At 71.6% G+C, this 21,151-nt stretch carries 12 protein-coding genes; 5 read left to right on the forward strand and 7 right to left on the reverse strand.

The window, feature by feature from the left end; genetic code table 11:
- Positions 1 to 500: 500 nt before the first annotated feature.
- Positions 501 to 1,322, forward strand: coding sequence for a phytanoyl-CoA dioxygenase family protein (locus WMF39_RS16950; RefSeq protein ID WP_437746529.1), 822 nt, complete (start codon positions 501 to 503; stop codon positions 1,320 to 1,322).
- 85 nt (positions 1,323 to 1,407) lie between these two features.
- The gene (locus WMF39_RS16955; RefSeq protein WP_437746530.1) at positions 1,408 to 9,111 is read left to right on the forward strand and encodes an amino acid adenylation domain-containing protein; all 7,704 of its coding nucleotides are present in this window, start codon (positions 1,408 to 1,410) and stop codon (positions 9,109 to 9,111) included.
- 155 nt (positions 9,112 to 9,266) lie between these two features.
- Here the strand turns inward: WMF39_RS16955 and WMF39_RS16960 are convergent, their stop codons facing one another.
- Positions 9,267 to 9,452: a winged helix-turn-helix transcriptional regulator gene (locus WMF39_RS16960; protein ID WP_437746531.1), complete on the reverse strand. Its 186-nt coding sequence runs from the start codon at positions 9,450 to 9,452 to the stop codon at positions 9,267 to 9,269.
- Here WMF39_RS16960 and WMF39_RS16965 point away from each other — a divergent pair.
- The gene (locus tag WMF39_RS16965) at positions 9,405 to 9,869 is read left to right on the forward strand and encodes a helix-turn-helix domain-containing protein (RefSeq protein WP_437746532.1); all 465 of its coding nucleotides are present in this window, start codon (positions 9,405 to 9,407) and stop codon (positions 9,867 to 9,869) included. The two genes, WMF39_RS16960 and WMF39_RS16965, sit on opposite strands and share 48 nt — an antisense overlap.
- A gap of 807 nt (positions 9,870 to 10,676) precedes the next feature.
- On the opposite strand, the gene WMF39_RS16970 is transcribed toward WMF39_RS16965, so the two are convergent.
- Entirely contained in the window at positions 10,677 to 11,090 is a 414-nt protein-coding gene (locus tag WMF39_RS16970) for a winged helix-turn-helix transcriptional regulator (RefSeq protein ID WP_437746533.1), read from the reverse strand.
- Positions 11,091 to 11,373: 283 nt separating this feature from the next.
- Between WMF39_RS16970 and gstA the strand changes: the two genes are divergently transcribed.
- Positions 11,374 to 11,994, forward strand: a complete 621-nt coding sequence (gene gstA / locus WMF39_RS16975) for a glutathione transferase GstA (RefSeq protein ID WP_437746534.1) — start codon at positions 11,374 to 11,376, stop codon at positions 11,992 to 11,994.
- A 51-nt stretch (positions 11,995 to 12,045) separates the two neighbouring features.
- Here the strand turns inward: gstA and WMF39_RS16980 are convergent, their stop codons facing one another.
- The 3 genes from WMF39_RS16980 to WMF39_RS16990 form a co-directional block, all read right to left on the reverse strand.
- Positions 12,046 to 12,351 (reverse strand): winged helix-turn-helix transcriptional regulator, encoded by a 306-nt coding sequence (locus WMF39_RS16980; RefSeq protein ID WP_437747991.1) that lies wholly within the window; start codon positions 12,349 to 12,351, stop codon positions 12,046 to 12,048.
- 1,654 nt (positions 12,352 to 14,005) lie between these two features.
- A complete protein-coding gene (locus WMF39_RS16985) occupies positions 14,006 to 16,009 on the reverse strand; it encodes an alpha-amylase family glycosyl hydrolase (protein WP_437746535.1) in 2,004 nt (667 codons plus the stop codon).
- Between the two features lie 269 nt (positions 16,010 to 16,278).
- On the reverse strand, positions 16,279 to 17,616 hold the full coding sequence (locus WMF39_RS16990; RefSeq protein WP_437746536.1) for a cytochrome P450: 1,338 nt from the start codon (positions 17,614 to 17,616) through the stop codon (positions 16,279 to 16,281).
- 407 nt (positions 17,617 to 18,023) lie between these two features.
- On the opposite strand from WMF39_RS16990, the gene WMF39_RS16995 reads away from it, so the two are divergent.
- Complete coding sequence (locus WMF39_RS16995) at positions 18,024 to 18,893, forward strand: DUF899 domain-containing protein (protein WP_437746537.1); 870 nt, start codon at positions 18,024 to 18,026, stop codon at positions 18,891 to 18,893.
- A 79-nt stretch (positions 18,894 to 18,972) separates the two neighbouring features.
- Here the strand turns inward: WMF39_RS16995 and WMF39_RS17000 are convergent, their stop codons facing one another.
- Positions 18,973 to 19,356, reverse strand: a complete 384-nt coding sequence (locus WMF39_RS17000) for a hypothetical protein (protein WP_437746538.1) — start codon at positions 19,354 to 19,356, stop codon at positions 18,973 to 18,975.
- Positions 19,357 to 19,452: 96 nt separating this feature from the next.
- Positions 19,453 to 21,150 carry an amidohydrolase gene (locus WMF39_RS17005; protein ID WP_437746539.1) on the reverse strand — a complete coding sequence of 566 codons (1,698 nt, stop codon included), beginning with the start codon at positions 21,148 to 21,150 and terminating at the stop codon, positions 19,453 to 19,455.
- Between the last annotated feature and the right edge of the window lies 1 nt (position 21,151).

The raw sequence follows: 21,151 nt of genomic DNA on the forward strand, positions 1-21,151 counted from the left end.
GGTGCGCCTCGAGATGGACGCCGGCCCAGGCTCGGCGCCCATGACATGTCACGGCGGCAGCGTGACAGGCCCCATGACATGTCACGGCTGCAGCGTGACAGGCCTCGTGACATGTCACGGCGGCAGCGTGACAGGCCTCGTGACATGTCACGGCGGCAGCGCGATAGATCCCGTGACGTGTCACGGAGACGGCGCCCCATGGGCGCGGCGCCCTAAAGCGGAGCCTTTCCGCGGACCTGCGCTCCGCGCCCGGCGCCTTCCGCGCTCCGCCGTGCCCTCCACCTCCGGGACCACCGACGGGCGCCGGACACGGCCGGCGCTCTGTGAGCGCGAATACGCGATTGGCCTGCAAAGTGCATTGTCTACCGGGTACAGCAGCATCGCCGTGCGCCAGGGGATGACCGCACAAGCGCTCACCGCTGCGTCGCATTGTTCCACGACGCTGTATCTGCGGCTCGCCGTCGCTTTGATGACGGCCATGACCACTGGAGGAGATCCTCATGAAGCTCACGAAGACTCAGCTGGACGCCTACAATCGAGACGGGTTCGTGATCATCCCGAATGTGCTGTCCGACGCCGAGCTCGGGCGCATCCGGGCCGATGCCCGCGTCGCGCTCGCCGAGGAATCGCCGCGCCGCGTCCTCGAGCGGGACGGGCAGACCGTGCGCGGTGTTCACGGCCAGCACAAGACGTTCGAGAGCTTCGCCAGGCTGATCCGCCACCCTCGTCTCGTCGAGCCGTGCCGCCAGATCCTGGCGGATGAGGTGTTCGTCTATCAGTTCAAGATCAACCTCAAGGCGGCGTTCGCCGGCGAGCTCTGGCCCTGGCACCAGGACTTCATCTTCTGGCGTGAAGAGGACGGCTTGCCCGAGCCCCGGCTGGTCAACGTCGCTGTCATGGTCGACGACAACACGGAGGCGAACGGCCCGCTCATGTTCCTCTCCGGCTCGCACCGCGAGGGCGTCATCGAGGTGCGCCCGTCCGCGAGCCAAGGCGGGGCCTACGCGGGCGAACCGGCGTGGATCCACAACCTGACCGCGGACCTCAAGTACGTGCTGAGCCGCGAGCAGGTGCGCTACCTCGCGGCTCGCTACCCCGTACGGACCGCGGTGGGATCCGCCGGCTCCGTGCTTCTGTTCCACCCGAACCTCGTACATGGGTCGAGCAACAACATCACGCCGATCGACCGGTGCCTCATCCTGGTCACGTACAACAGCGTTCTCAATCGAGCTCACCCGGTCGCGACGCCGCGGCCGGAGTTCCTCGCGAGCCGTGACTACACCCCGGTCATCGCCGGCCCCGAGAGCATCCTCACGGAGTGATCACTTCCCCCACGAGCGGATCGGCTGACCAGGAGACATTTCCGACCGGCGCACGAGGCGCCGCGCCTTCGCAGGGAGTTTGCACATGCACACCGACACCTTCCATCACGTCGAGCAGCACTCGAACATCGTACAGCCCGAGCCCTGGGCTGCCTCTCCGGAGACCAGCCGGCGGCGCGCGGATGAGCTGATCCGGTGGGTGCGCGATTACGCCGAGCGGCGGATCAACTCCCGCCTTATCGACGAGCGGCGCTGCATCCCGCCGCACGTGATCCTAGACTTCGGCAACCGCGGCTTGCTCGGCATGCAGGTGCCCGAGTGCTATGGCGGGCTCGGCCTCCGCTGCGGCGACGCCCTCCGCGTCCTCGAGCAGCTCTCGGCGATCGATCTCACGCTCGCGATCGTCGTTCTGGACAGCATCCTCGGCGCGCACACCATCGGCCACCACGCGACCGAGGCCGTGCGCGGCGAGTTCCTCCCGCTCGTCGCGTGCGGCCGAGTCTTCGCCGCGGTGGCGATGACCGAGCCCAGGGCGGGCTCCAACCTCCGCGCCATCGAGACCAGGGCGGTCCCGGAAGGTAGGGGCGCGTGGCGCCTCCACGGCAGCAAGCTCTGGGTCGGCGCCGGCTCCGCCGCCAGCGTCATCCACGTCTATGCCCAGCTCTTCGACGAGCGCGGCCGCTCTCGTGGGCTGACGGGCTTCATCGTCCGCCAGGGCGCGGACGGGCTCCATATTGGGCCAGAGGCGCTCACCCTGGGGCTGCGCGGGTTCACCAAGAACACGGTGGTGCTCGACGGCGTCCGCGTGACCACGGCCGACATGCTCGGCGCGCCGGGCGGCGGAATGGAGGGAGCCCGGGACACGATGATGCTCATCCGCTTCTATTTGGGCGGGATGGCGGTCGGCGGGATGAAGCGCTGCGCGCAGCTCATGCTCCGCTACGCGGAGCGGCGGCAGATCCTGACAGGCAACCTCCTCGACAACCCCGTGACGCTCGCCCGCATGAGCGAGCTCGCAGCCCGGATCACGTCGGTGGAGGCGCTGGCCACGCGGATCGCCGAGCTGCGCGACGCGGGCCGGAGCGTCCCCGCCGAGGCGTACATGGCCTGCAAGAACGCCGGCGCCGAGTCCCTAGGCTGGGCCGTCGATCAGCTCGTCCAGTTCCTCGGGGCGCGCGGCTACGAGGAGAGCAACCTCGTGCCGCAGATGTACCGCGACGCGCGCCCATGGCGCATCTTCGAGGGCCCGACCGAGGCCTTGAACATGGTGCTCGGCTCGGGCGCGCTGCACGCGGACCGGAGCCTGTACCGCTTCCTCGCCGAGACGTGCGCGTCGCCAGCGATCGCCCGCCGCCTCGAGGAAGCAGCCGCACGGGTGCGGGCCCGCGCGGGGAATGCCGCGACGCCCTTCGACGACCGGTCGACCGCCCTCTACTGGGGCAGCGCGCTCCTCGGGGATGCCACGACCGACGCGCTCCTCCTCGCCGCGGTCGAGAGCAGCCGCGGAGATGCGTCGGCCCTGCGCCCGGCCGCCGCGTGGCTCGGGGGACGCTTCGACGCGGCGCTCGCGGCGGCGTGCGATGGAGCCCGGGAGGAGGCCGCCCTCGTGAGCCGCGACGCGCTCGCGCTCCGCATCTCCCGCTACGCCGCCGCGGTCGGCGACGTCGAGCAGGGGCTGCCGGGCACCAGCGACGCGCTCGATCCCTACCTGCGCCGCAGGTTCGAGGAGGATCTTGCCTACTGGACGCCGCCTTCGCGCGCGCGTCGCGCGGAGGCGCCACGGACCACGCTCGCCGCGCCCGCAGGGGATCTCTGGCCAGGCGGCGCGCGCCCGGCGCGCACCGGCGAGAACGGCGCTGCCCACCCCCGTGGCGCCTCCGACGACGCGGCCTGCGTCCACGACCTGTTCGCGCGAGCGGCGGAGAGAGCTCCGGGCGCGATCGCGGTCGTCTCCGGCGCCCGTTCCATCACCTACGCCGAGCTCGACGCCCGCAGCAACCAGCTCGCGCACCACCTGGCCGCGCTCGGCGTCGGCCGCGAGGCGCTCGTCGGCATCTGCCTGGAGCGCTCGATCGAGCAGATCGTCGCGATGCTGGCTGTGCTGAAGGCGGGAGGTGCGTACGTCCCCATCGACCCCGCCGAGCCGGAGCCTCGTCGCGCCTACATCCTCAAGGACGCGAGCGTGGTGACGGTCCTCACGTCGGAAGCGCTCGCCTGCCGGCTGGCGTCGCAAGCGGCGCACGTCGTGTGCCTCGACGCCGACCGCACCGCCATCGAGGCTCGTCCCACCGCCGCGCCGGCCGCCGCCGCGGGCCTCGGCCAGGCCGCGTACGTCATCTACACGTCGGGATCCACCGGCCAACCGAAGGGCGTCGTCGTGGAGCATGCCGCGCTGTCGCGCTTCACGCGCTCGGCATGCGTCGAGTACGGCATCGGCCCGGGCGATCGCGTCCTCCAGTTCGCCGCGATCAGCTTCGACGCTGCCGTCGAGGAGATCTACACCAGCCTGACCTCCGGCGGCACGCTCGTGCTGCGCAGCGAGGCGATGATCGGCTCGGCGCCCGCGCTCGTCGCGGCTTGCGCGGAGCTCGGGTTGACCGTCCTCGATCTGCCGACCGGCTACTGGCACCAGCTCACGGCCGAGCTCACCGCGTCCGGCCTGAAGCTGCCGCCCTGCGTCCGCCTCGTGATCATCGGCGGCGAGCGCGCGTCGCTCGCGCGGGTCCTCGCGTGGAAGGCGCATTGCGGGCCGTCCCCGCGCCTCGTGAACACCTACGGGCCCACCGAGGCTACGGTCGTCGCGATCACCTGCGACCTCTCCGCCGTCGACGAGCTCGGCGCCGAGGTCCCGATCGGGCGCCCGATGCCGCACGTCGAGGCGCACGTGCTCGGTCCGGCGGGCGAGCCCGTTCCCGGAGGGGTCGCAGGGGAGCTCTACCTCGGCGGGGCCGGCCTCGCGCGCGGCTATCACGGCCGGCCAGAGCTCACGGCGGAGCGCTTCATCACGAGCCCCTTCGATCCAGCAGCGCACGCTCGCCTCTACCGGACAGGAGACCTCGTGCGCTGGCGCGCCGATGGACACCTCGAGTTCGTCGGACGCGCCGACCATCAGGTCAAGATCCGCGGCTTCCGCGTCGAGCCGGAGGAGATCGAGGCCATCCTGGCCGAGAACCCGCTCGTGGGCGACGCCGCGGTGGTCGCCCCGGAGCACGCCGACGGCTCGCGCCGCCTCGTCGCCTTCGTCGTACCCCGGACGCCCTCGTCGAACCTTCCGCAGGAGCTGCGCGGCTTCCTCGCGTCGCGGCTGCCCGCCTACATGATCCCTTCGGCCTTCCACGCGATGGACTGCCTCCCTCGCACGGTGAGCCGCAAGCTCGATCGCCAGGCGTTGCTCTCGCGGGCGTCGCTGCCCGCGGAGCTCGCGCCCGCAGGGGACACTGGCATCGATCCGGCGGATCTCCCGCGCACCGCCACCGAGCGCGCCCTGGCCGCCATCTGGAAGGAGATCCTCGGCGCGGAGGTCGGCGTTCACGACAACTTCCTCGATCTCGGCGGCAACTCGCTGCTCGCGATCCAGGCCGCCGCGCGGATCAGGAGCGCGCTCGGCGTCGAGCTCTCGGTGGATGCGCTCTTCAGCGCGCCGAGCATCGCCGAGCTCGCCGAGCACGTCGACGCAAAGCACGCCCTCCGGGAGGAAGACGCCGGCAGCCAGCTCGCGGCGCGCCCGGCGGACGACGCCACCGCTCTCGCGGCGCCGCAGCACGAGCTCCCGCTCTCCCCCGGCCAGGAGCAGATCTGGTTCCTGCACCGCCTCCACGCCGGAGAGCCGCTCTACAACGAGCCTTGCGCGATCCGCATGCGCGGCCCCGTCGATGAAGGCGTCCTCGAGCGGTGCTTGGTCGAGCTCATCCGCCGTCACGAGATCCTGCGCACGGCGTTCGTCGAGAGGGAGGGTCGGCCGGTGCGGCTCGTTCGCACCCCTTCCTTTTCTTTGCGCGTCGTCGACCTGCGGGCGGTCCCTCCGGCGGACCGTGCGCCTGCGGCGCAGCGCCTCGCCGAAGAGCAAGCCCGGCTCTCCTTTGACCTCGGGGCACCTCCCCTCCTCAGAGCGACCTTCGTGCGCCTCGCCGACGACGAACAGGAGCTCCACCTCGTCCTTCACCATCTCATCGTCGATGGCATCTCCCTGTACCGCGTCCTGCTCGCGGAGCTCGAGGTGGCCTATGACGCCCTCTCCCGCGGCGCGACGGCGCCGCCGTGGCCGCAGCTCCCGGCCCAGTACGCGGACTTCGTCGCCTACCAGCGGGCCGAGGCCGAGCGGGCCGCGAAGGTCGAGCTCCCGTGGTGGATCGAGCGGCTCCGCGGCTTGCCCGAGCTCGAGCTCCCGCTCGACCGGCCCCGCCCGAGCGCCCCGCGCTGCAGCGGAGAGCGCGCGTGCATGGCGCTCTCGAGCGACCTCACCGAGGCCCTGAGGCGCCTCGGTCGCAGGGAGGGGGTCACGCTCTTCATGACCGTGACCGCCGCCATCTACGTTCTCCTCCATCGCTACACCGGCCAGCGCGATCTCGCGCTCGGCACGGTCATCGCGCAGCGCGGCCGGCCGGAGCTCGAGCGCGTGATGGGCTATTGCGACAACACCCTCGTCCTCCGCGCCGACCTCTCCGGCGATCCCACGATCGGCGAGCTCCTGCGGCGGGTCCGCGGCCTCAGCCTCGAGGCCCTCCAGCATCAAGCGCTCCCGTTCGAGGCCCTCGTCGCGGCGCTCCATCCTCGGCGCCACGCCGGCCGGAATCCCCTCTTCCAGGTGGCGTTCATCTCCCAGCCGCCGCTCGCGGCAGGCCCGCTCGGGTGGACGCTCGACCGCCTCGGCGTCCACACAGGCACCGCGAAGTTCGACCTCATGATCGAGATCGACGAGCGCGCGGAGGGGATCCTCGGTCGGATCGAGTACCGCAGCGATCTGCTCGCGGCAGAGACCGTGCGGCGGATGGCCGGCCACCTGGAGGTGCTGCTCGCCGCGATGGCCGAGGACCCCGCGAGGCGGATATCCGAGCTGCCCATGCTCACCCCCGGGGAGCGCCGGCAGCTCCTCGACGACTGGAACGCGACGGCGATCGAGCGCCCCTCCTGCTCCATCGTGGCGCCCTTCGAGGCGCGGGTGCGCCGGACCCCGGACGCCGCCGCCGTCGTCTTCGGAGCGGAGGAGCTCACCTATGACGCCTTGAACCGCCGCGCCAACCAGCTCGCGCGTCGCCTGCACCGGCTCGGGGTCCGCCGCGATACCGGCGTCGCCCTGCTCCTGGACCGGACGCCGGAGCTGATCGTCGGCGTGCTCGGGATCCTCAAGGCCGGCGCGGCCTATGTCCCGCTCGATCTCAGCTATCCTGCGGAGCGACTGCGCTTCATGTGCGCCGACGCCGGCGTCCGCGTGCTCGTCACCCGCGCGGGGCTTCTCCACCTGTTGCCGGACCACGGCGCCGAGGCGCTGTGCATGGACGCCGCCCAGGACCTCCTCTCGGCCGAGCCCGATCACGACCTGGACGACGAGGCCTCACCGGATCAGCTTGCCTATGTCCTCTACACCTCGGGCTCCACGGGGACTCCCAAGGGCGTCGCGATGCCGCAGGGGCCCCTCGTCAACCTCCTCGCCTGGCAGCTCCGCCAGACCGCGCTCGGTTCGGGCGACCGCACCCTGCAGTTTGCGCCGATCAGCTTCGACGCTTCCTTCCTCGAGCTGTTCGCCACCTTCTGGACGGGCGGCACCCTGGTCCTCATCTCGGAGCCGGCGCGCCGAGATCCGCTCGCGCTGCTCGGGGTCATCGCGGATCACCGCGTTGCCCGCATATTCCTCCCCTTCGTGGCCTTGCAGCAGATGGCGGTGGCCGTCGACCACGGCGCCCCGACCCCGGAGAGCCTGCGCGAGCTCTATGTCGCGGGCGAGCAGCTCCGGATCACGCCCGCGGTGCGCCGCTTCTTCGAGAAGCTCCCCCATTGCGTGCTGCAGAACCAGTATGGTCCCTCGGAGACGCACGTCGTGACCGCGCTCACGCTCTCTGGCCCGGCCAGCGCATGGCCGGAGTTGCCGTCGATCGGCCGACCGATCGACAACACCCGGATCTACCTCCTCGACCCTGCGGGGCACCCCGTCCCGATCGGCGTCCCCGGCGAGCTCTACGTGGGCGGCGCCGCCCTCGCGCGCGGCTATCTCGACCGGCCAGAGCTCACGGCGGAGCGGTTCCTCGTCGATCGCTTCTCCGCCGCTCCCGACGCTCGCCTCTACCGCACCGGCGACCTTGCGCGGTATCTCCCCGACGGCAACATCGCGTTTCTCGGCCGCACGGACGCGCAGGTCAAGATCCGCGGCTTTCGTGTCGAGCTCGACGAGGTCGAGGCCGTCCTGGCCCGCCATCCTGGCGTCGAGGCTGCGGCCGTCGCCGCCAGAGACGACGCGACCGGCGGCAAGCGGCTGGTCGGTTACGTCGTCCCGCGGGACGGCTGCGATGTCGGTGATCTGCGCGAGTTCATGAGGGCCACCGTCCCTGATTACATGGTCCCTGCGGTGATCGTCCCTTTGAGCTCGCTTCCGCTGACGCCGAGCGGGAAGGCCGATCGGCGCGCGCTCCCGGAGCCCGAGGGGCTCGCGGCCCCGACCGGCCGTGCATGGGTCGCTCCTCGCGATGAGGTCGAGCTCCGCCTCGCGCGCATCTGGTCCGAGGTCCTCCGCGTCAATCCCGTCGGTGCGACCGACGATTTCTTCGACCTCGGGGGCCACTCGCTCCTTGCCACGCTGCTGACGGCGCGCATCGAGCAGGAGTTCGGGCAGGCCTTCCCGCTCGCCGCCCTGTTCGGAGGCTCGACGGTCGAGCGCGTCGCGAGCGCCCTGCGCGCGCCCGCGCGTGCGCGCCCCTGGACGCCCCTCGTCCCCATCCAGCCGAACGGCGGGCGCCCGCCCTTCTTCTGCGTCGCCGGCTCCGGCGGCAACGTCGTCTACTTCCACGCGCTCGCGCGGCACCTCGGCGCGGATCAGCCCTTCTACGGCCTCCAGTACCCCGGCATTGACGGGCAGTCGCAGCCGCTCGCCACCATCGAGGCGCTCGCCGCTCATCACCTCGCCGCGATCCGCGCGTTCAGGCCTCATGGCCCCTATGCTCTCGGTGGCCACTCCGTCGGCGGCGCCATCGCCTTCGAGATGGCCCGGCAGCTCGAGCGCGAAGGCGAGCAGGTCGCCCTGCTCGCGATCCTCGATGTCCCGGCGCCCGTTGCCGAGAGCGACTGGATCGGCTTCCGGTGGGACCATGCCCGCTGGCTCACGGCCATCCTCGCTCTCTTCGAGCCGATGTCCTCGGAGGCGCTGCGCTCGCTCGACGAGGAACTCCGGGCGAGGAGCCCGGAGGCGCAGCTCGAGCTCTTGGCGCGCCGGCTCGGGGCTGCTGGCGTCCTGCCCACGGACGCGGGACCCGATCGCGCGCGCGGCATCGCGGAGGTCATGAAGGCGAGCGATCTCGCGTACGGCCGCTACGATCCAGCCCACGTGACGGTGGATCGCATCGTGCTCCTGCGAGCCTCCGAGCCGAGCCGCTTCGACCCTCTCGTGGACCTTGGCCTCTTCGCGCGCGCGGCGGACGACCCGGCCTGGGGCTGGGGCAAGCACGCCTGCGCCGGCGTCGATATCCGCTGGGTGCCCGGCGATCACATGACGATGTTCGCCGAGCCCCATGCGCGCGCCGTCGCCCAGCTGCTCGCGCAGAGCCTCGAGGCCGCGGCCTCGACGGCGGGCCGTCCGGCTTGAGGCTCCGACGCGCTGACTGAGCTCTCGACGAGGCAGTCGTGACGGCGGTCCGTGGACGTCGTCAAGCCTGGATGTCTCGCTTCCCGAAGGCAGAAATCGCGACAGCATCAACATGGCGGCGATCTCCGAGCCCTCTTGCCCAGATCCCGGCGAGATCATCGCTGGCCGGCCTCGAGGCGCTTCATCCGCTCGGTGCCCCAGGCGCCCGGCGGGCGGAGGGCTTCATTGAGCGTGCGGCCGTGCTCGGTGAGCGAGTACTCGACCTTGGGTGGCACCACGCGGTACACCTCGCGATGAATCAGTCCGTCCTCCGCCATCTCGCGCAGGTGTCGGCGTCCCATGGCATCGACTACCTCGACGGCGGGATCATGGCCGTCCCCGAGATGATTGGCGGCCCGGGTTCCGCGATCCTCTACAGCGGCTCGCAGACCGCGTTCGACGCACACCGGGCGCGACGCCTGGCCAGCAACCGCGGCGATGTGAGCCGCAAATTTCGCCGCGACCAGGGCCTGTCTTTGACGGAGTACAAGAACCGGCTGCAAACGCTGAAGCTCCTCGAGCTGCTCGAACAGGGCTGCAGCCACTTGACTCATGCGGCGCTCGAAGCCGGGTTCGGCAGCTACTCGCGCTGTCACCAGGTGATCAGAGAGTTGCTGGGCATGGCGCCCGGCGCGCTCCTCGACCCAGGCACCCGGAAACTACTCGCCGACAGGTTGGAACCGTTGAGCGCACAGCACGATTGCCGAGATCCCGGGTAGCTCGCGCACCCAGACCCATCGTTTCCGGCACCGCTGCTCCGCGAATCGGCGTTCAGGCTGCGAAAAAGCACAAACCTTGATGCTCGCCGTGCGGCGGCTGAGTATTCGCTCGGCATGCAAAGTCGATCAGCCCTTGCCTTGCTCGCGCTCCTGGCTTTTTCGGGATGCTCCAACGACTCGCCGGATCAGGACTCCTCCCCCGCCGCTGGTGGAGCTCCCCCCAACACGGCGACGAGTGGGGCTGCTGCCGGCCCCATGACCGGTGGCACTGGCGGCATGCCGCCAGAGATATCCACGACCGGTGGCGCCGGTGGTACGGGCGGCGCAGGTATGGGCGGCGCAAGTTCCGGTGGGACGAGCGGCGCAACTGCAGGCGGCACGGGTGGCGCCGCTGGAGGTGGCGCTGGGGATGGCAGCTTCGAGCTCGCCTGGGAAGATCCGTTCGACACCATCGATCTCACTCGCTGGGAGCTGATGACCCACAGCTGGGACGGCAATCTCGCGCAGTTTACCGGCGAAAACGCTGCGGTCAGCGACGGCATCCTGCATCTTTCGCTGACGGCAGCCAACGACACTAACAAGCCGCTTCCGCGGCGTGGAAATGCGCTCTCGCGAGACGCTGACCTACGGAAAGATAGAAGCGTCAGCTCGGCTTGCGCACGGCTCCGCAGTCGTCTCTTCTCTGGTGCTCATTTATACCCCATGGCCCGCGGCCGCGAGGTCGGGCCGCGCGACGCCGGGCGAAGGCCGGCCCTCGGTTCTGACGCGGGCGCCGGCCGAACGGGTGCGAGGGGGCCGGGCCCGCTCTCAGGCGGCGTGGCTTCGCGCCGGGGCGGCCGCGCGCCTGCGCGAGCGTGCCCCGGGCCCCGGCAAGGTGTGAGGCTCTCGGACGTTGAGCTTTCTGCCGACCTCGACGATGGCACGGAGCGCGGGCACCAGCTCTTGGCCGAGTGGGGTGAGTTCGTACTCGACCGAGGGCGGCGACGTGGGCATGACGCGGCGGCTGACCACGCCCTTGGCCTCGAGCTCGCGCAGGCGCGCGCTCAGCACCCGCGCCGAGATCTGCGGAATGTCGACGCGCAACTCGCCGAACCGGCGCGGCTGCCCGCTGAGCGACCAGATGACGTTCGGCGCCCAGGCCCCGCGCAAGAGCGCCATGCACAGCGTCAGCGGGCAGAGGGGCGGCGGGGGGACGCGATTTTTTCGTACCGGCAGTGCCATGGGTAACCCCGAAGATACCCCTTTTTCAGGTATCTAGCATCTAGCTAGTATCCAAGAGTAACTTCGCGCGCTAGCTTGCTGGTCTCGATGGCGCCGGCCCCGAGCGATCGGGGCTGGCGCGCCGCGGCCCTCGCCGAAGCGACGGGCTTCGCCGGGGCGCGCGGGGGCCTTCGCCGACCCCGCGCCCGCCCGCCCCTCGCCGCCCCGAACGCCCGGGGGCGCGTCGCCGGGGCGGGGTCGTTCGGGTATCTCACCAACACCACATGATTCGAGGGATGCTTCTATGAAATTGTATTTCTCTCCCGGTGCCTGCTCTCTGTCTCCGCACGTCGTCGCCCGCGAGGTCGGCATCGAGCTGACGCTCGACAAGGTCGACCTCGCGTCCAAGAAGACGTCGTCGGGCCGCGACTTTTCGGCCATCAACCCGAAGGGATACATCCCCGCGCTCGAGCTCGACGGCGGCGAGGTCTTGACCGAGGGGCCGGCCATCGTTCAGTATCTGGCCGACCAGAAGCCCGAAGCGAAGCTCGTGCCGCCGCCGGGCACGATGGCTCGCTACCGCGTGCAAGAGATGCTCGGGTACATCAACTCTGAGCTGCACAAGACCTACAGCCCGCTCTTCAACCCGAAGACCTCGCCCGAGCAGCGGCAAGAGCGCGGAGAGTACCTGCGCAAGCGCTACGGCGTGATCGAGGCGGCGCTCGCGAAGGGGCCCTACCTGTTCGGCGAGCAGTTCACCGTGGCCGACGCCTACCTTTTCACGGTCACCAACTGGTCGAATTTCGTCAAGCTCGACCTGTCGGCCTTGCCCAATTTGCTCGCGTACCAGCGGCGGGTGGCCGCGCGCCCCGCGGTGCAGGGGGCGATGCGGGCCGAGGGGCTTCCGGTCGAGGGCGGCAAGTAAGGGGGGCGCCGCGCGGGCCGCCCCCGGCGGCGGGGCGCGCGCCGCGAGCGCTCAGGGCGGGGGCGCCTTTCTGGCCTTCTTCGGCCCCGCGCAGGCGGGGGCGTCGGCGCCCTCGCCGGGCAGGGCGGCGCCCCGCAAGAGCAGCGCCCACTCTTCGGACCAGCGCGCGAGCGACCGGAGCGCCTCGAGCAGCGCCGCGCCCATCGGCGCGAGGCGATAGCCCTCGTCGCTCGGCTCGACGAGCCGCGCGGCGCGCAGGTCGGCGAGGCGCGCGCTCAACGACGTCGGCGACAGGTCGTCGCAGCGCGCGCGCAGGGCGCGGAAGGGCAGGGGGCCCTCGCGCAGCTCCGACAGGATGCGTGCGCAGCGCCCAGCGGCGGCCGAGCAGGTCGAGCGCGGCCATGATGGGTCGGGAGGCTAGGACGTCGAATGCGCCTTCTACCGCCCAGTCGCCGGTTGTCGGGGCGCCTCGGGTCGGTCGGCGCTGCGCGACCGAGGGCGTTTGCCCCGAACCTGTGGCGCGGGCAGCGCCGCGGGCGCACGTCGGCGTTGCGGGCGAAAGGGGGCTTCGCCTGCGGCGCTCACGCCGCTTCGCAGTTCGGGCTCCGCGCACGCGCGATGGGAGGCGCCTCGCTCGGGAGCCCGAGATGCTTGAGGCTGGCGACGATGACCTCGCGCTCGGAGATGTCGGCCACGAGCCTCCGCCGCCCGCCACACGGGCAGGCCAACACGTCCTCGGGGTACAACACCCTACGGAGCAGGCTCGCCAGTCGATGCGCGCACCGACTGGCTTCGTGACGCCGGTGCCGAGGCGGGTGCGCGGATCGCTCTGCGCGGCCGGGGCACTGGCCTCCGAGGTCAGATCGTCGATGTCGCTCCAAGGCGAGTCGGCGTTGGGGAATTTCTGCCGCGCGGCAACGACCTGGCCATCCTCGAGGGCCACGCGCCGGCAACCGGCGGAGAAGCCCGTCGCGCACGTCTCGACGACGTAGCTCGCGAGGTGCTTTTCGTTCCACGTCTCACGTTGCCGCTCGATGCGCTCCGCGTTGCCGTCACCGCACCCCGAGAGAAGGACGATGAGAGCAAGGAGAATGAAGGAGTTGTAAATTGCCGTCATGTGAGCCGCGAACGCAATGCTCGTGCCTGAACGGCTGTGCCACCGGCGCTCCGAGGATTGCCGTAGGAGACGCGCGCCGTGGTGTGAGCGCGCCTCGCAGCTGCTCTCGCTCGCGGCCGCGGCAGGACGGCGCGCTTAGGGTTCGCACGGCCTGCTCGTGCTCGCGGGCTGGGCGGTCCGGGCACGCGCTCGGCGCTGGCGTCGCACACGAAGCCGCGCTCGCAGTCGGCGTTGCTCGTGCAGCCCTGCGCCTCCCTCGAGCGCCAGCTCCGCGCAGCAGCTCGTCAGACAGAGCCTGAAGCGGCGCTCGCTCGACCGTTACTCTTCCCGCAGAGATGTCTCAAGGGGACGCGCTGACACGTCGAGCAGGTCGCGCTCGGTCAGGATGCCAACGAGCCGCCGACGCTACCGTCGGCATCGTCCCCGGCGCCGCCCTCTGGAGGGTAGTGCCCGACTGCCTTGACAAACGTATCTGGGAACGCCCGGTACTCGATGGTTCCCGGCCCCTGTCCCACGGGGACGAGGCGCTGGCCGTCGAGGCAGAGCTGGTCATCGCCGTCGCACCGCACGCCGCGGATCTCCCCACGGCCCTGAGGCCGCGGCGCGAGTGCATCCGTCAGGTCTGCAAGCGACCATCTCAGGATCGAAAGTTTCAGGGACTTCCTGACGGGTAAGTCCTTGAAATAATTACGGAGAAGCCCTGGCCCGTGTCCTGCTAAGTGAGCACGTCAGAGCGCCCGTGACGGCTTCCCCCCCCCGCCGTCGAATGGGCGCTCTGTTTTTTTGTGGACCGGCGCGGGAGGGCGCGAGGAGCGCTTGGCCGCTACGGCTACGGATCAGCGGTGACGAGGGCGATGGCGAGGCCGTCGTATCCCTTGCTGCCCACGGCTCGTCCTACCGCGGCACGAGGACGCGGACGTCCCAGGGCGCGAGGTCCAGCGCGAGGGCGCCGGCCCGGAGGTGCGCGCCGGCGCCGCTCAGCGCGTCGCGCAGGCCGCCTCGCGCGTGGGCGGCGAACGGCTCCGGGACGGTGAGCCGCTTCTTCACCGATCGCTCGCTGAAATTCAGGACCACGAGCGCGAAGCGGGAGGCGTCGTCGCCGTGCCTGACATAGGCGAAGACCTCGTCGTCGGGCCCCCCGGCGTGCACCGTGTGGTGCCCCGGCGACCGGAGCGCCGCGACACTGCGCCTGAGCCGGATCAGCTGCTCGTAATGCCGCGCCAGCTGGCCGCGCGGGGGCCGTGAGACCGGGGCGAGGCCGCCGTAAGGCTCGTACTCGGCGCCGAGCTCGTCGAACGTGTAGACGCACGGGATCCCCGGCAGGGTCAGCAGCGCCGCCGCGGCGACGCGCGTCAGCCCTGGCCCGTGGCGGGTGACGAAGCGCGCGCCCGTGTCGTTGTTGTTGATGAACCTGAGCGTGCGCTCGGGGCGCTCGGCGCGCGCCGCGGTGGCGGCGAGCGCCGCGCCGAGCCGGGCCGCGATGCCCCGCGGCGCGCCGAACACGTCTTTCCAGGCCCAGTGTCCGAGCTCCTCGGTCCAGTCATACGCCGCGTCGAACCCGTTCTGCAGGTAGTACGGATCGCGCGCCGAGGCCTCGGCGATCAGCGCGACACGCGGGCTCACGCGCCGGAGCTCGGCGGCCCAGGGGGACCAGAGCTCGCCCCGCCGCTGCTTGATGCCCCACGCGGCGTCGACGCGATAGCCATCGATGTCGAACCGGCGCACCCAGTGAAGCGACGCCTCGAGCATCCAGCGCGCCACCTCGGCGCTGTCGTAGTTCAGGTTCGGCAGGTGCTCCCAGTCGAAGTAATGCGTCGGCTCCCCGCCGTCGTCGCGATCGTAGAAGGCGAAGCTGTGCGCGCGGCGCATGCGCCGCTCGGCTTCCCGGAAATACGGGTGCTCGGCCGAGGTGTGGTTGGGCACGAGATCGAGCAGCACGCGCAGGCCGCGCCGGTGCGCGTCGTCCACGAGCTCGCGGAGATCTTGCTCGGTCCCGTAGTCGGGGCGCACGGTGAAGTAATCGGTGACGGCATACCCGAAGTCGCCCTCGGGCGCGGCGAAGAGGGGAGATAGCCAGATCGCCGTGACGCCGAGCCGCTCGATCGCGGGGAGGGCGGCGCGGACGCTCTGGAGCGGCGGATCGCCGAAGAACGGCGGCACGACGCCGTAGAGGACGGCGTCGTCGATCCACGCCGGCGCGGCCCTGCCGGAGGCGGCTTCGAGCGGCGGCGCGACGCGCGCGGCGTCGCCTCGGCCGCGCTCGTCGCGCACCCTGAGCTCGACCAGCGCCTGATCGCCGGCGTCGGGCGCCGGCAGCTCGAGGCGAGCGCCCTGCCCGAGCGGCTCCGGCGCCGCGCCGCCGCGCAGCCGGAACCAGTCGAAGGCGACGATCTCGGCGCGCGAGCGCTCGCTGGGCTCGCTGCTCGTCGCGTCGAGGACGAGCTTGCCGCCGGCCAGCGCGGCGCGGGCGCGGGCGCGCGGCGTGTCCTCCAGCCGGACGCGGTAGGTGACGGGCGGAGAGTCCAGGTCGCCCGCGCTCGCCTCCCGGCAGCGCGCGACGATCTCGTTCTCGCCCTCGAGCAGCGGGACGTCCGCGAAGAACCGCTGCTGCTCGATCGCCGCGGGGAACACGTCGCCGCCCACCCGGATCGCGCAGTCCTCCAGCGTGCCCGCTCCGGCGAGGGCGCCCTGGACGCGCGCGCTGAAGGCCCAGACGTCGGCATCGCCGGCGTGCAGCTCCAGCCTTGCTTGCGCCGCCGCGGAGGGGCGCGGCGATACCGAGGGGGTGACCGATTCGCACGAGGGCGCCGCCAGGAGCAGCGCGGCAGCCCATCCGAGCCGGGTGAGCGGCCGCCCGTGACGCGATGGGCCTGGGGCGCGCTGCCGAAGGGCGCCCATGGCCGCGCCGATCGGCACGACCGGTCCAGAGAGAGATGCACAGGGAGAGGAGGCGGCGGTCGAGCGGAGGAGGCGTCTCAGCATGGGGGCGATGCGGCAAGCGGGGGAGCCCCTCTATTCCAGATCCACCCCTGACGATCGCGGAAGCGCCGAGAGCACGGTGGTTTTATGTCGTGATCTTCTCTCTCTCCTCCATGTCCGCCGTGTCGTCGCATCCACGGTGGCGCACTCCCGTGCTGGGGCTTCCCGTGCGCCTCCTCGCGCCAGGATCAGGCGGCGACGGCATGGAGGCGGCTGCGGCCCCGGGCGCGCACGACGAGCGGGACGCCGCCCGAGGGGCTCAGCGTCAGATTGCGGCGCACGGGGCGGGGCGGACGCTCGTCGAGCAGGCGGAACTCCCACGCTGACAGCGCCACGCCGAGCACGATCTTCATCTCGAACATCGCGAAGGCCGCGCCGATGCAGCGGCGGTGTCCGCCGCCGAAGGGCAGGTACTCGAACGGGGAGAACTTTCGCTCCAGGAAGCGCTCTGGCCTGAACCGGGACGGCTCGGGGTAGAGCTCGGGGTGGTGGTGCACGAGCAGGATGCAGGGCGCCACCCCCGTTCCCGGCAGGAGCTCGTGCTCGCCGAGGCGGAACGGCTGCGCCAGGAGGCGCGGGGACTCGGTGACGATCGGATAGACGCGCAGCGCCTCCTTGCACACGGCGTCCAGGTAGGGCAGGGCAGCCAGGCGCTCGGGGTCGGGCTCCGGGCCGAGGGCGTCGATCTCGTCGCGGAGGCGCGCGAGGACGCCGGGGTGGCGGTGCACGTGATCGAGGGCCCACGCGAGGGCGAGCGCCGTGGTCTCGTGCCCGGCGAACAGCAGCGTCCGGAGCTCGTCGAAGATGGCCTGATCACTCATGCGCGATCCGTCGTCGTAACGGGCCGAGACCATGAGGCTCAGGATGTCGTCGCCCGGCGCCGAACGCGCCCGCTCGATCTGCGCCCGGAACAGGGCGTCCAGGTCGCCGACGCGCCGGCGGAAGCGCGCGTAGGGGCCGAGGCCGCCGAGCTCCCGCTGCAAGGGCGGCAGGAAGGTCAGCGCCGGGGTCAGCGCGTCGGTCATGGCGACGACGGCCCGAGCGAACGCGCTCGTTCGAGACGGCTCCTCCACGCCGAAGACGGCGCGGATGATGACGTCGAGCGAGATCGCCTGCGTGAGCTCCTGGGCGATGGCGCGGGGCGCGCGCGCCGCCTCGGTGAGCCTGCGGGCGGCGGTGTCCGCCATCGCCGCCGCGTAGGCGCGCATGCGATCGCCGTGGAACGGCGGCGTCAGCAGCTTCCGCTCGCGCCTGTGGCGCTCGTCCGAGAGCATGAGCAGCGAGTGCTCCCCCACGAGCGGCGCGATCGCCTTGGTGGCGAAGGGAAGGAAGGTCTCGGGCGGCGCCGTCATCACGTCCTGCACCGTCCTGGGGCCTCCGGCGATCACGACGTCGCCGCTGACCACGGGGACGTTGAAGACATCGCCGTAGGTGGCGGCGCAATGCGTGAGGAACTCGAACGGACGGGTGAGGAACTTGTAGGTCGTAAGAAGTCGGCTGCGCGGGCCTCGGGGCAACTGGCTCATGGCGTACCTCGGCGGGGGCTCGATCCCGGGGGCGCGCGGCGCCTCGCCGGGATCGACGCAAGGATGGGCTCGCCGCGCCGCTGGGGCAGCGGCGTCGGGCGCCAATGTTGCGACGGACGGCGCCAGGCGGGGGGCACGCCGCGCGGTGTCCGTCCGACCAAGGCCCTCGTGACCGCCCCCTCGGGGTCGGCCGGCGCTACCGCGCTCGCCCCCCGAAGCGCCCGCCTGGGCCGCTGTCGGTGTGGTTAAGCAATGCTCGTGCCATAGACATGGCGGCGGCCGGCGACGTTTTTCTGTCGGATGCAGCGATGAGTTCCGCGCGCTTCGGCAGTCGACCTTCCGAACCCGTTCCGCGGCAGCGCCCGCATCGGGCGAGGCCCATTCCCGATGACAATGGAGATGTCCCCATGACCCGGATCGAACTGCCCCGCGTCGTGTCGCGCGCCGAGTGGCTGGAGGCGCGCAAGGCGCTGCTCGCCCGCGAGAAGGAGCTCACGAGAGCGCGCGATCGGCTCAACGCGGATCGCCGGCGCCTGCCGATGGTCGAGGTGACCGCGCCGTACGAGTTCTCGGGCGCCCACGGCAAGCTGCGCCTGCTCGATCTGTTCGAGGGCCGGCAGCAGCTCATCGTCTATCATTTCATGTGGCTGTTCGAGGATGACGGCACACCCAAGGATCGCGGCTGCCCGAGCTGCTCGGGCTACGCCGATCAGATCTCGAAGGGCCACCTGCGGCACTGGCACAACGTCGGCACCACGTTCGCGTTCATCTCGCGCGCTCCCTGGGAGAAGATCGCGCCGTTCAAGGCGCGTATGGGCTGGCCCGTGCCCTGGTACTCGTCGGAGGGCAGCCGCTTCAACCACGACTACCACGTCACGCTGGACGAGTCGGTCGCGCCCGTGGAGTACAACTACCGAACACCCGCCGAGCACGAGCAGGCGGGCTCCGCTTATTATCTGGGGGGCAAGCAGCCCTTCGACCTGCACGGGCTGAGCTGCTTCCTGCGCGACGGCGAGCGCGTGTACCACACCTACTCGACCTACGGGCGCGGCACCGAGTCGACGGGCGGCTCGTACTATTTCCTCGATCTGACCGCGCTCGGGCGCCAGGAGGAATGGGAAGAGCCCAAGGGGCGCAGCACCGGGCTGGGCGCCAAGGCCGGCGACGAGCGCATCCGCTACCCCGACGAGCAGGAGGACCTGTCCGACTCGAGCGGCGCGCGGCCCGCGGCTGCCGCTCCCGAGGCGGACGACTGCTGCTCACGGATGCGGCGCTGAGCCGCGGGTCCCTCGCCGCACCCGGGGAAAGCGCGACGTCCGAGCGGCCTCGCTCGCCGTGGGCATGGGTGAACGCCGCTCACCGCGCATCGAGCCTCACGTCCAGGTCCGGGTACTTGCGGGCGAAGTACTCCAGCGCCAGCCACGTGTGGCAGTGCCGAACGTCCGGCTGGTGCGCCGTGGGGCAGTTGCAGCCGAGGAACACGTCACCTTGCCGGGCCTCCTCCGCCAGCGCGTCGAAGCGCTCCCGTTGCTCCGCAAACCGCTCATCGAGCACCGCAAGGTAGGCGGCGCGAAACCTCTTGAAGCCGGCTTGCGAGGGGTCGGACAGGAACTCTTCGACGATCTCGGGGGTGGGCCTCAGCACGTGTTGCGTGTGTTTGCGCGTGTCGTACCGCTTGCCCTCTGGCAGCGGATTGTCCTCCCGACGGTGGCCGCGGACGAGCTGGTAGCGTGCAAGCATGCGCTCATTCCTCCTATCGTTCGTCGTTTGCAAACATCGGCCGTGAGGTCTCATGGCGGTCCGGACGAAGCGCGGCGCGCAGCACGAGGGCGCCGCTCACCGCGGCGCCGGCGCGCGCGCCACGCGGCCGCCCACGACCACCATGTCGATCGGCGTGTCGACGAGCGAGCGATCGGGCGAGAGATCGCGGCCGAGGACGGTCAGATCGGCCACGTAACCAGGTGCGATCCGGCCCCGCTGGCCCTCGGCGAAGGCCGCGTACGCGGGCGCCTCGGTGAAGGCCAGGAGCGCCTCGTCGAGGTCGAGCCGCTCCTCGGGCATCCACCCGCCCGGGGGGTGGCCCGAGAGATCCTGCCGGGTCACGGCGGCATGGATGCCGAGCAGCGGTGAGGCGTCCTCCACCGGGAAATCCGAGCCGAACACGAGGCGGGCGCCCGACGACAGGAGCGACCGCCAGGCATACGCGCCCTTCAGGCGATGGGCGCCGAGCCGCGCGGGCGCCCACGGCATGTCGCTCGTCGCGTGGGTCGGCTGCATCGAGGCGATCACCCCGAGCGCCGCGAAGCGCGGCAGATCGTCGGGCGAGAGGATCTGCGCGTGCTCCACCCGGAACCGCAGCGCCGCCGCCCGCCCGGGGCCGAGCGCCTCGAACGCGTCGAGCACGGCGCGGTTGGCGCGGTCGCCGATCGCGTGCACCGCGAGCTGGAAGCCCGCGTCCGCGACGAGCCGCGCCGCGCGCGCGAGCGCCTCGCGATCCATCAGCAAAAGCCCGCTCGTCGAGGGCTCGTCCGCGTACGGCTCGAGCAGCGCCGCGCCGCGCGAGCCGAGCGCGCCGTCCGCGAAGAGCTTGACCCCGCGCAGCACGAACATCGCCGTGCCCGTCGGGTCCACGTCGGGCGCGCGCGCCTTCAGCCCATCGAGGTTCCCATCGCCCGCGAGGTACGCGGTGACGCGGATCGGAAGCCGCCCGGCGGCGGCGAGCGCGCGGTAGACGGCCGCGGTCTCGTCGTCGATGCCCATCTCGTGCACGCCCGTGAGCCCGGACGAGAGCGCCTCCTCGGCCGCGCGCAGGATGCGCCGCTCCCGCACGGCGGGCGGGTCGGCCGGGACCTTGGCCTCGACGAGGCCCATCGCGTTGTCGATGAAGACGCCCGTCGGCTCGCCCGCGGCGTCGCGCAGGACGCGCCCGCCCGGCGGATCCTGCGTGCCTCGGCCGACCCCGGCCGCGCGCATCGCCGCCGCGTTCGCCCAGAGCGCGTGCCCGTCGACGCGGCGCAACGCCACCGGGTGCTCCGGCGCCGCCGCGTCGAGCGGGGCGTGCGTGGGGAACGCGGCGCCCGGCCAGAGGTTCTGGTCCCAGCCGCGCCCGGTGATCCACTCGGCCTTCGGGCGGGCCTTCGCCGCCTCCGCCACGAGCGCCGCCGCCGCCTCGGCGCTCTTCGCGCCGCGCACGCTCAGCGTCTCCAGCGCGACCCCGAGCCCGTAAAGATGGGCATGCCCGTCGACGAGGCCGGGCACGACCGCGCGCCCCGGCAGCTCCTCGACGCGCGTTCCCGGCCCGACGAAGGCCTTCGCGTCGGCCGCGCTGCCCACGAAGACGATCCGCTCGCCGCGCACGGCGACCGCCTCGGCGCGCGGGTGCCCGGGGTCCATCGTCCGGACGACGCCGGCCGTGATCACGAGATCTGCAGGCGCCGAGGGCGCCGCCGTCGCGGCGAGCTGGCCCGGCGAGGCACAGCCGGCGGCGAGGCTGCCGAAGAGGCTCAGGAGCGTTGCTCGGAGCGCGTTCGACATG

It is taken from the genome of Sorangium sp. So ce1504 (genome assembly GCF_051521635.1).
Classification (GTDB): Bacteria; Myxococcota_A; Polyangia; order Polyangiales; family Polyangiaceae; genus Sorangium; species Sorangium cellulosum_B.

Bases quoted from the DNA above. Each gene is read 5' to 3' on its own strand.
- WMF39_RS16950 (WP_437746529.1), top strand. From the start codon at position 501: ATGAAGCTCACGAAGACTCAGCTGGACGCCTACAATCGAGACGGGTTC.
- WMF39_RS16955 (WP_437746530.1), top strand. From the start codon at position 1,408: ATGCACACCGACACCTTCCATCACGTCGAGCAGCACTCGAACATCGTA.
- WMF39_RS16965 (WP_437746532.1), top strand. From the start codon at position 9,405: ATGAATCAGTCCGTCCTCCGCCATCTCGCGCAGGTGTCGGCGTCCCAT.
- WMF39_RS16960 (WP_437746531.1), bottom strand. From the start codon at position 9,452: ATGGGACGCCGACACCTGCGCGAGATGGCGGAGGACGGACTGATTCAT.
- WMF39_RS16970 (WP_437746533.1), bottom strand. From the start codon at position 11,090: ATGGCACTGCCGGTACGAAAAAATCGCGTCCCCCCGCCGCCCCTCTGC.
- gstA (WP_437746534.1), top strand. From the start codon at position 11,374: ATGAAATTGTATTTCTCTCCCGGTGCCTGCTCTCTGTCTCCGCACGTC.
- WMF39_RS16985 (WP_437746535.1), bottom strand. From the start codon at position 16,009: ATGGGCGCCCTTCGGCAGCGCGCCCCAGGCCCATCGCGTCACGGGCGG.
- WMF39_RS16990 (WP_437746536.1), bottom strand. From the start codon at position 17,616: ATGAGCCAGTTGCCCCGAGGCCCGCGCAGCCGACTTCTTACGACCTAC.
- WMF39_RS16995 (WP_437746537.1), top strand. From the start codon at position 18,024: ATGACCCGGATCGAACTGCCCCGCGTCGTGTCGCGCGCCGAGTGGCTG.
- WMF39_RS17000 (WP_437746538.1), bottom strand. From the start codon at position 19,356: ATGCTTGCACGCTACCAGCTCGTCCGCGGCCACCGTCGGGAGGACAAT.
- WMF39_RS17005 (WP_437746539.1), bottom strand. From the start codon at position 21,150: ATGTCGAACGCGCTCCGAGCAACGCTCCTGAGCCTCTTCGGCAGCCTC.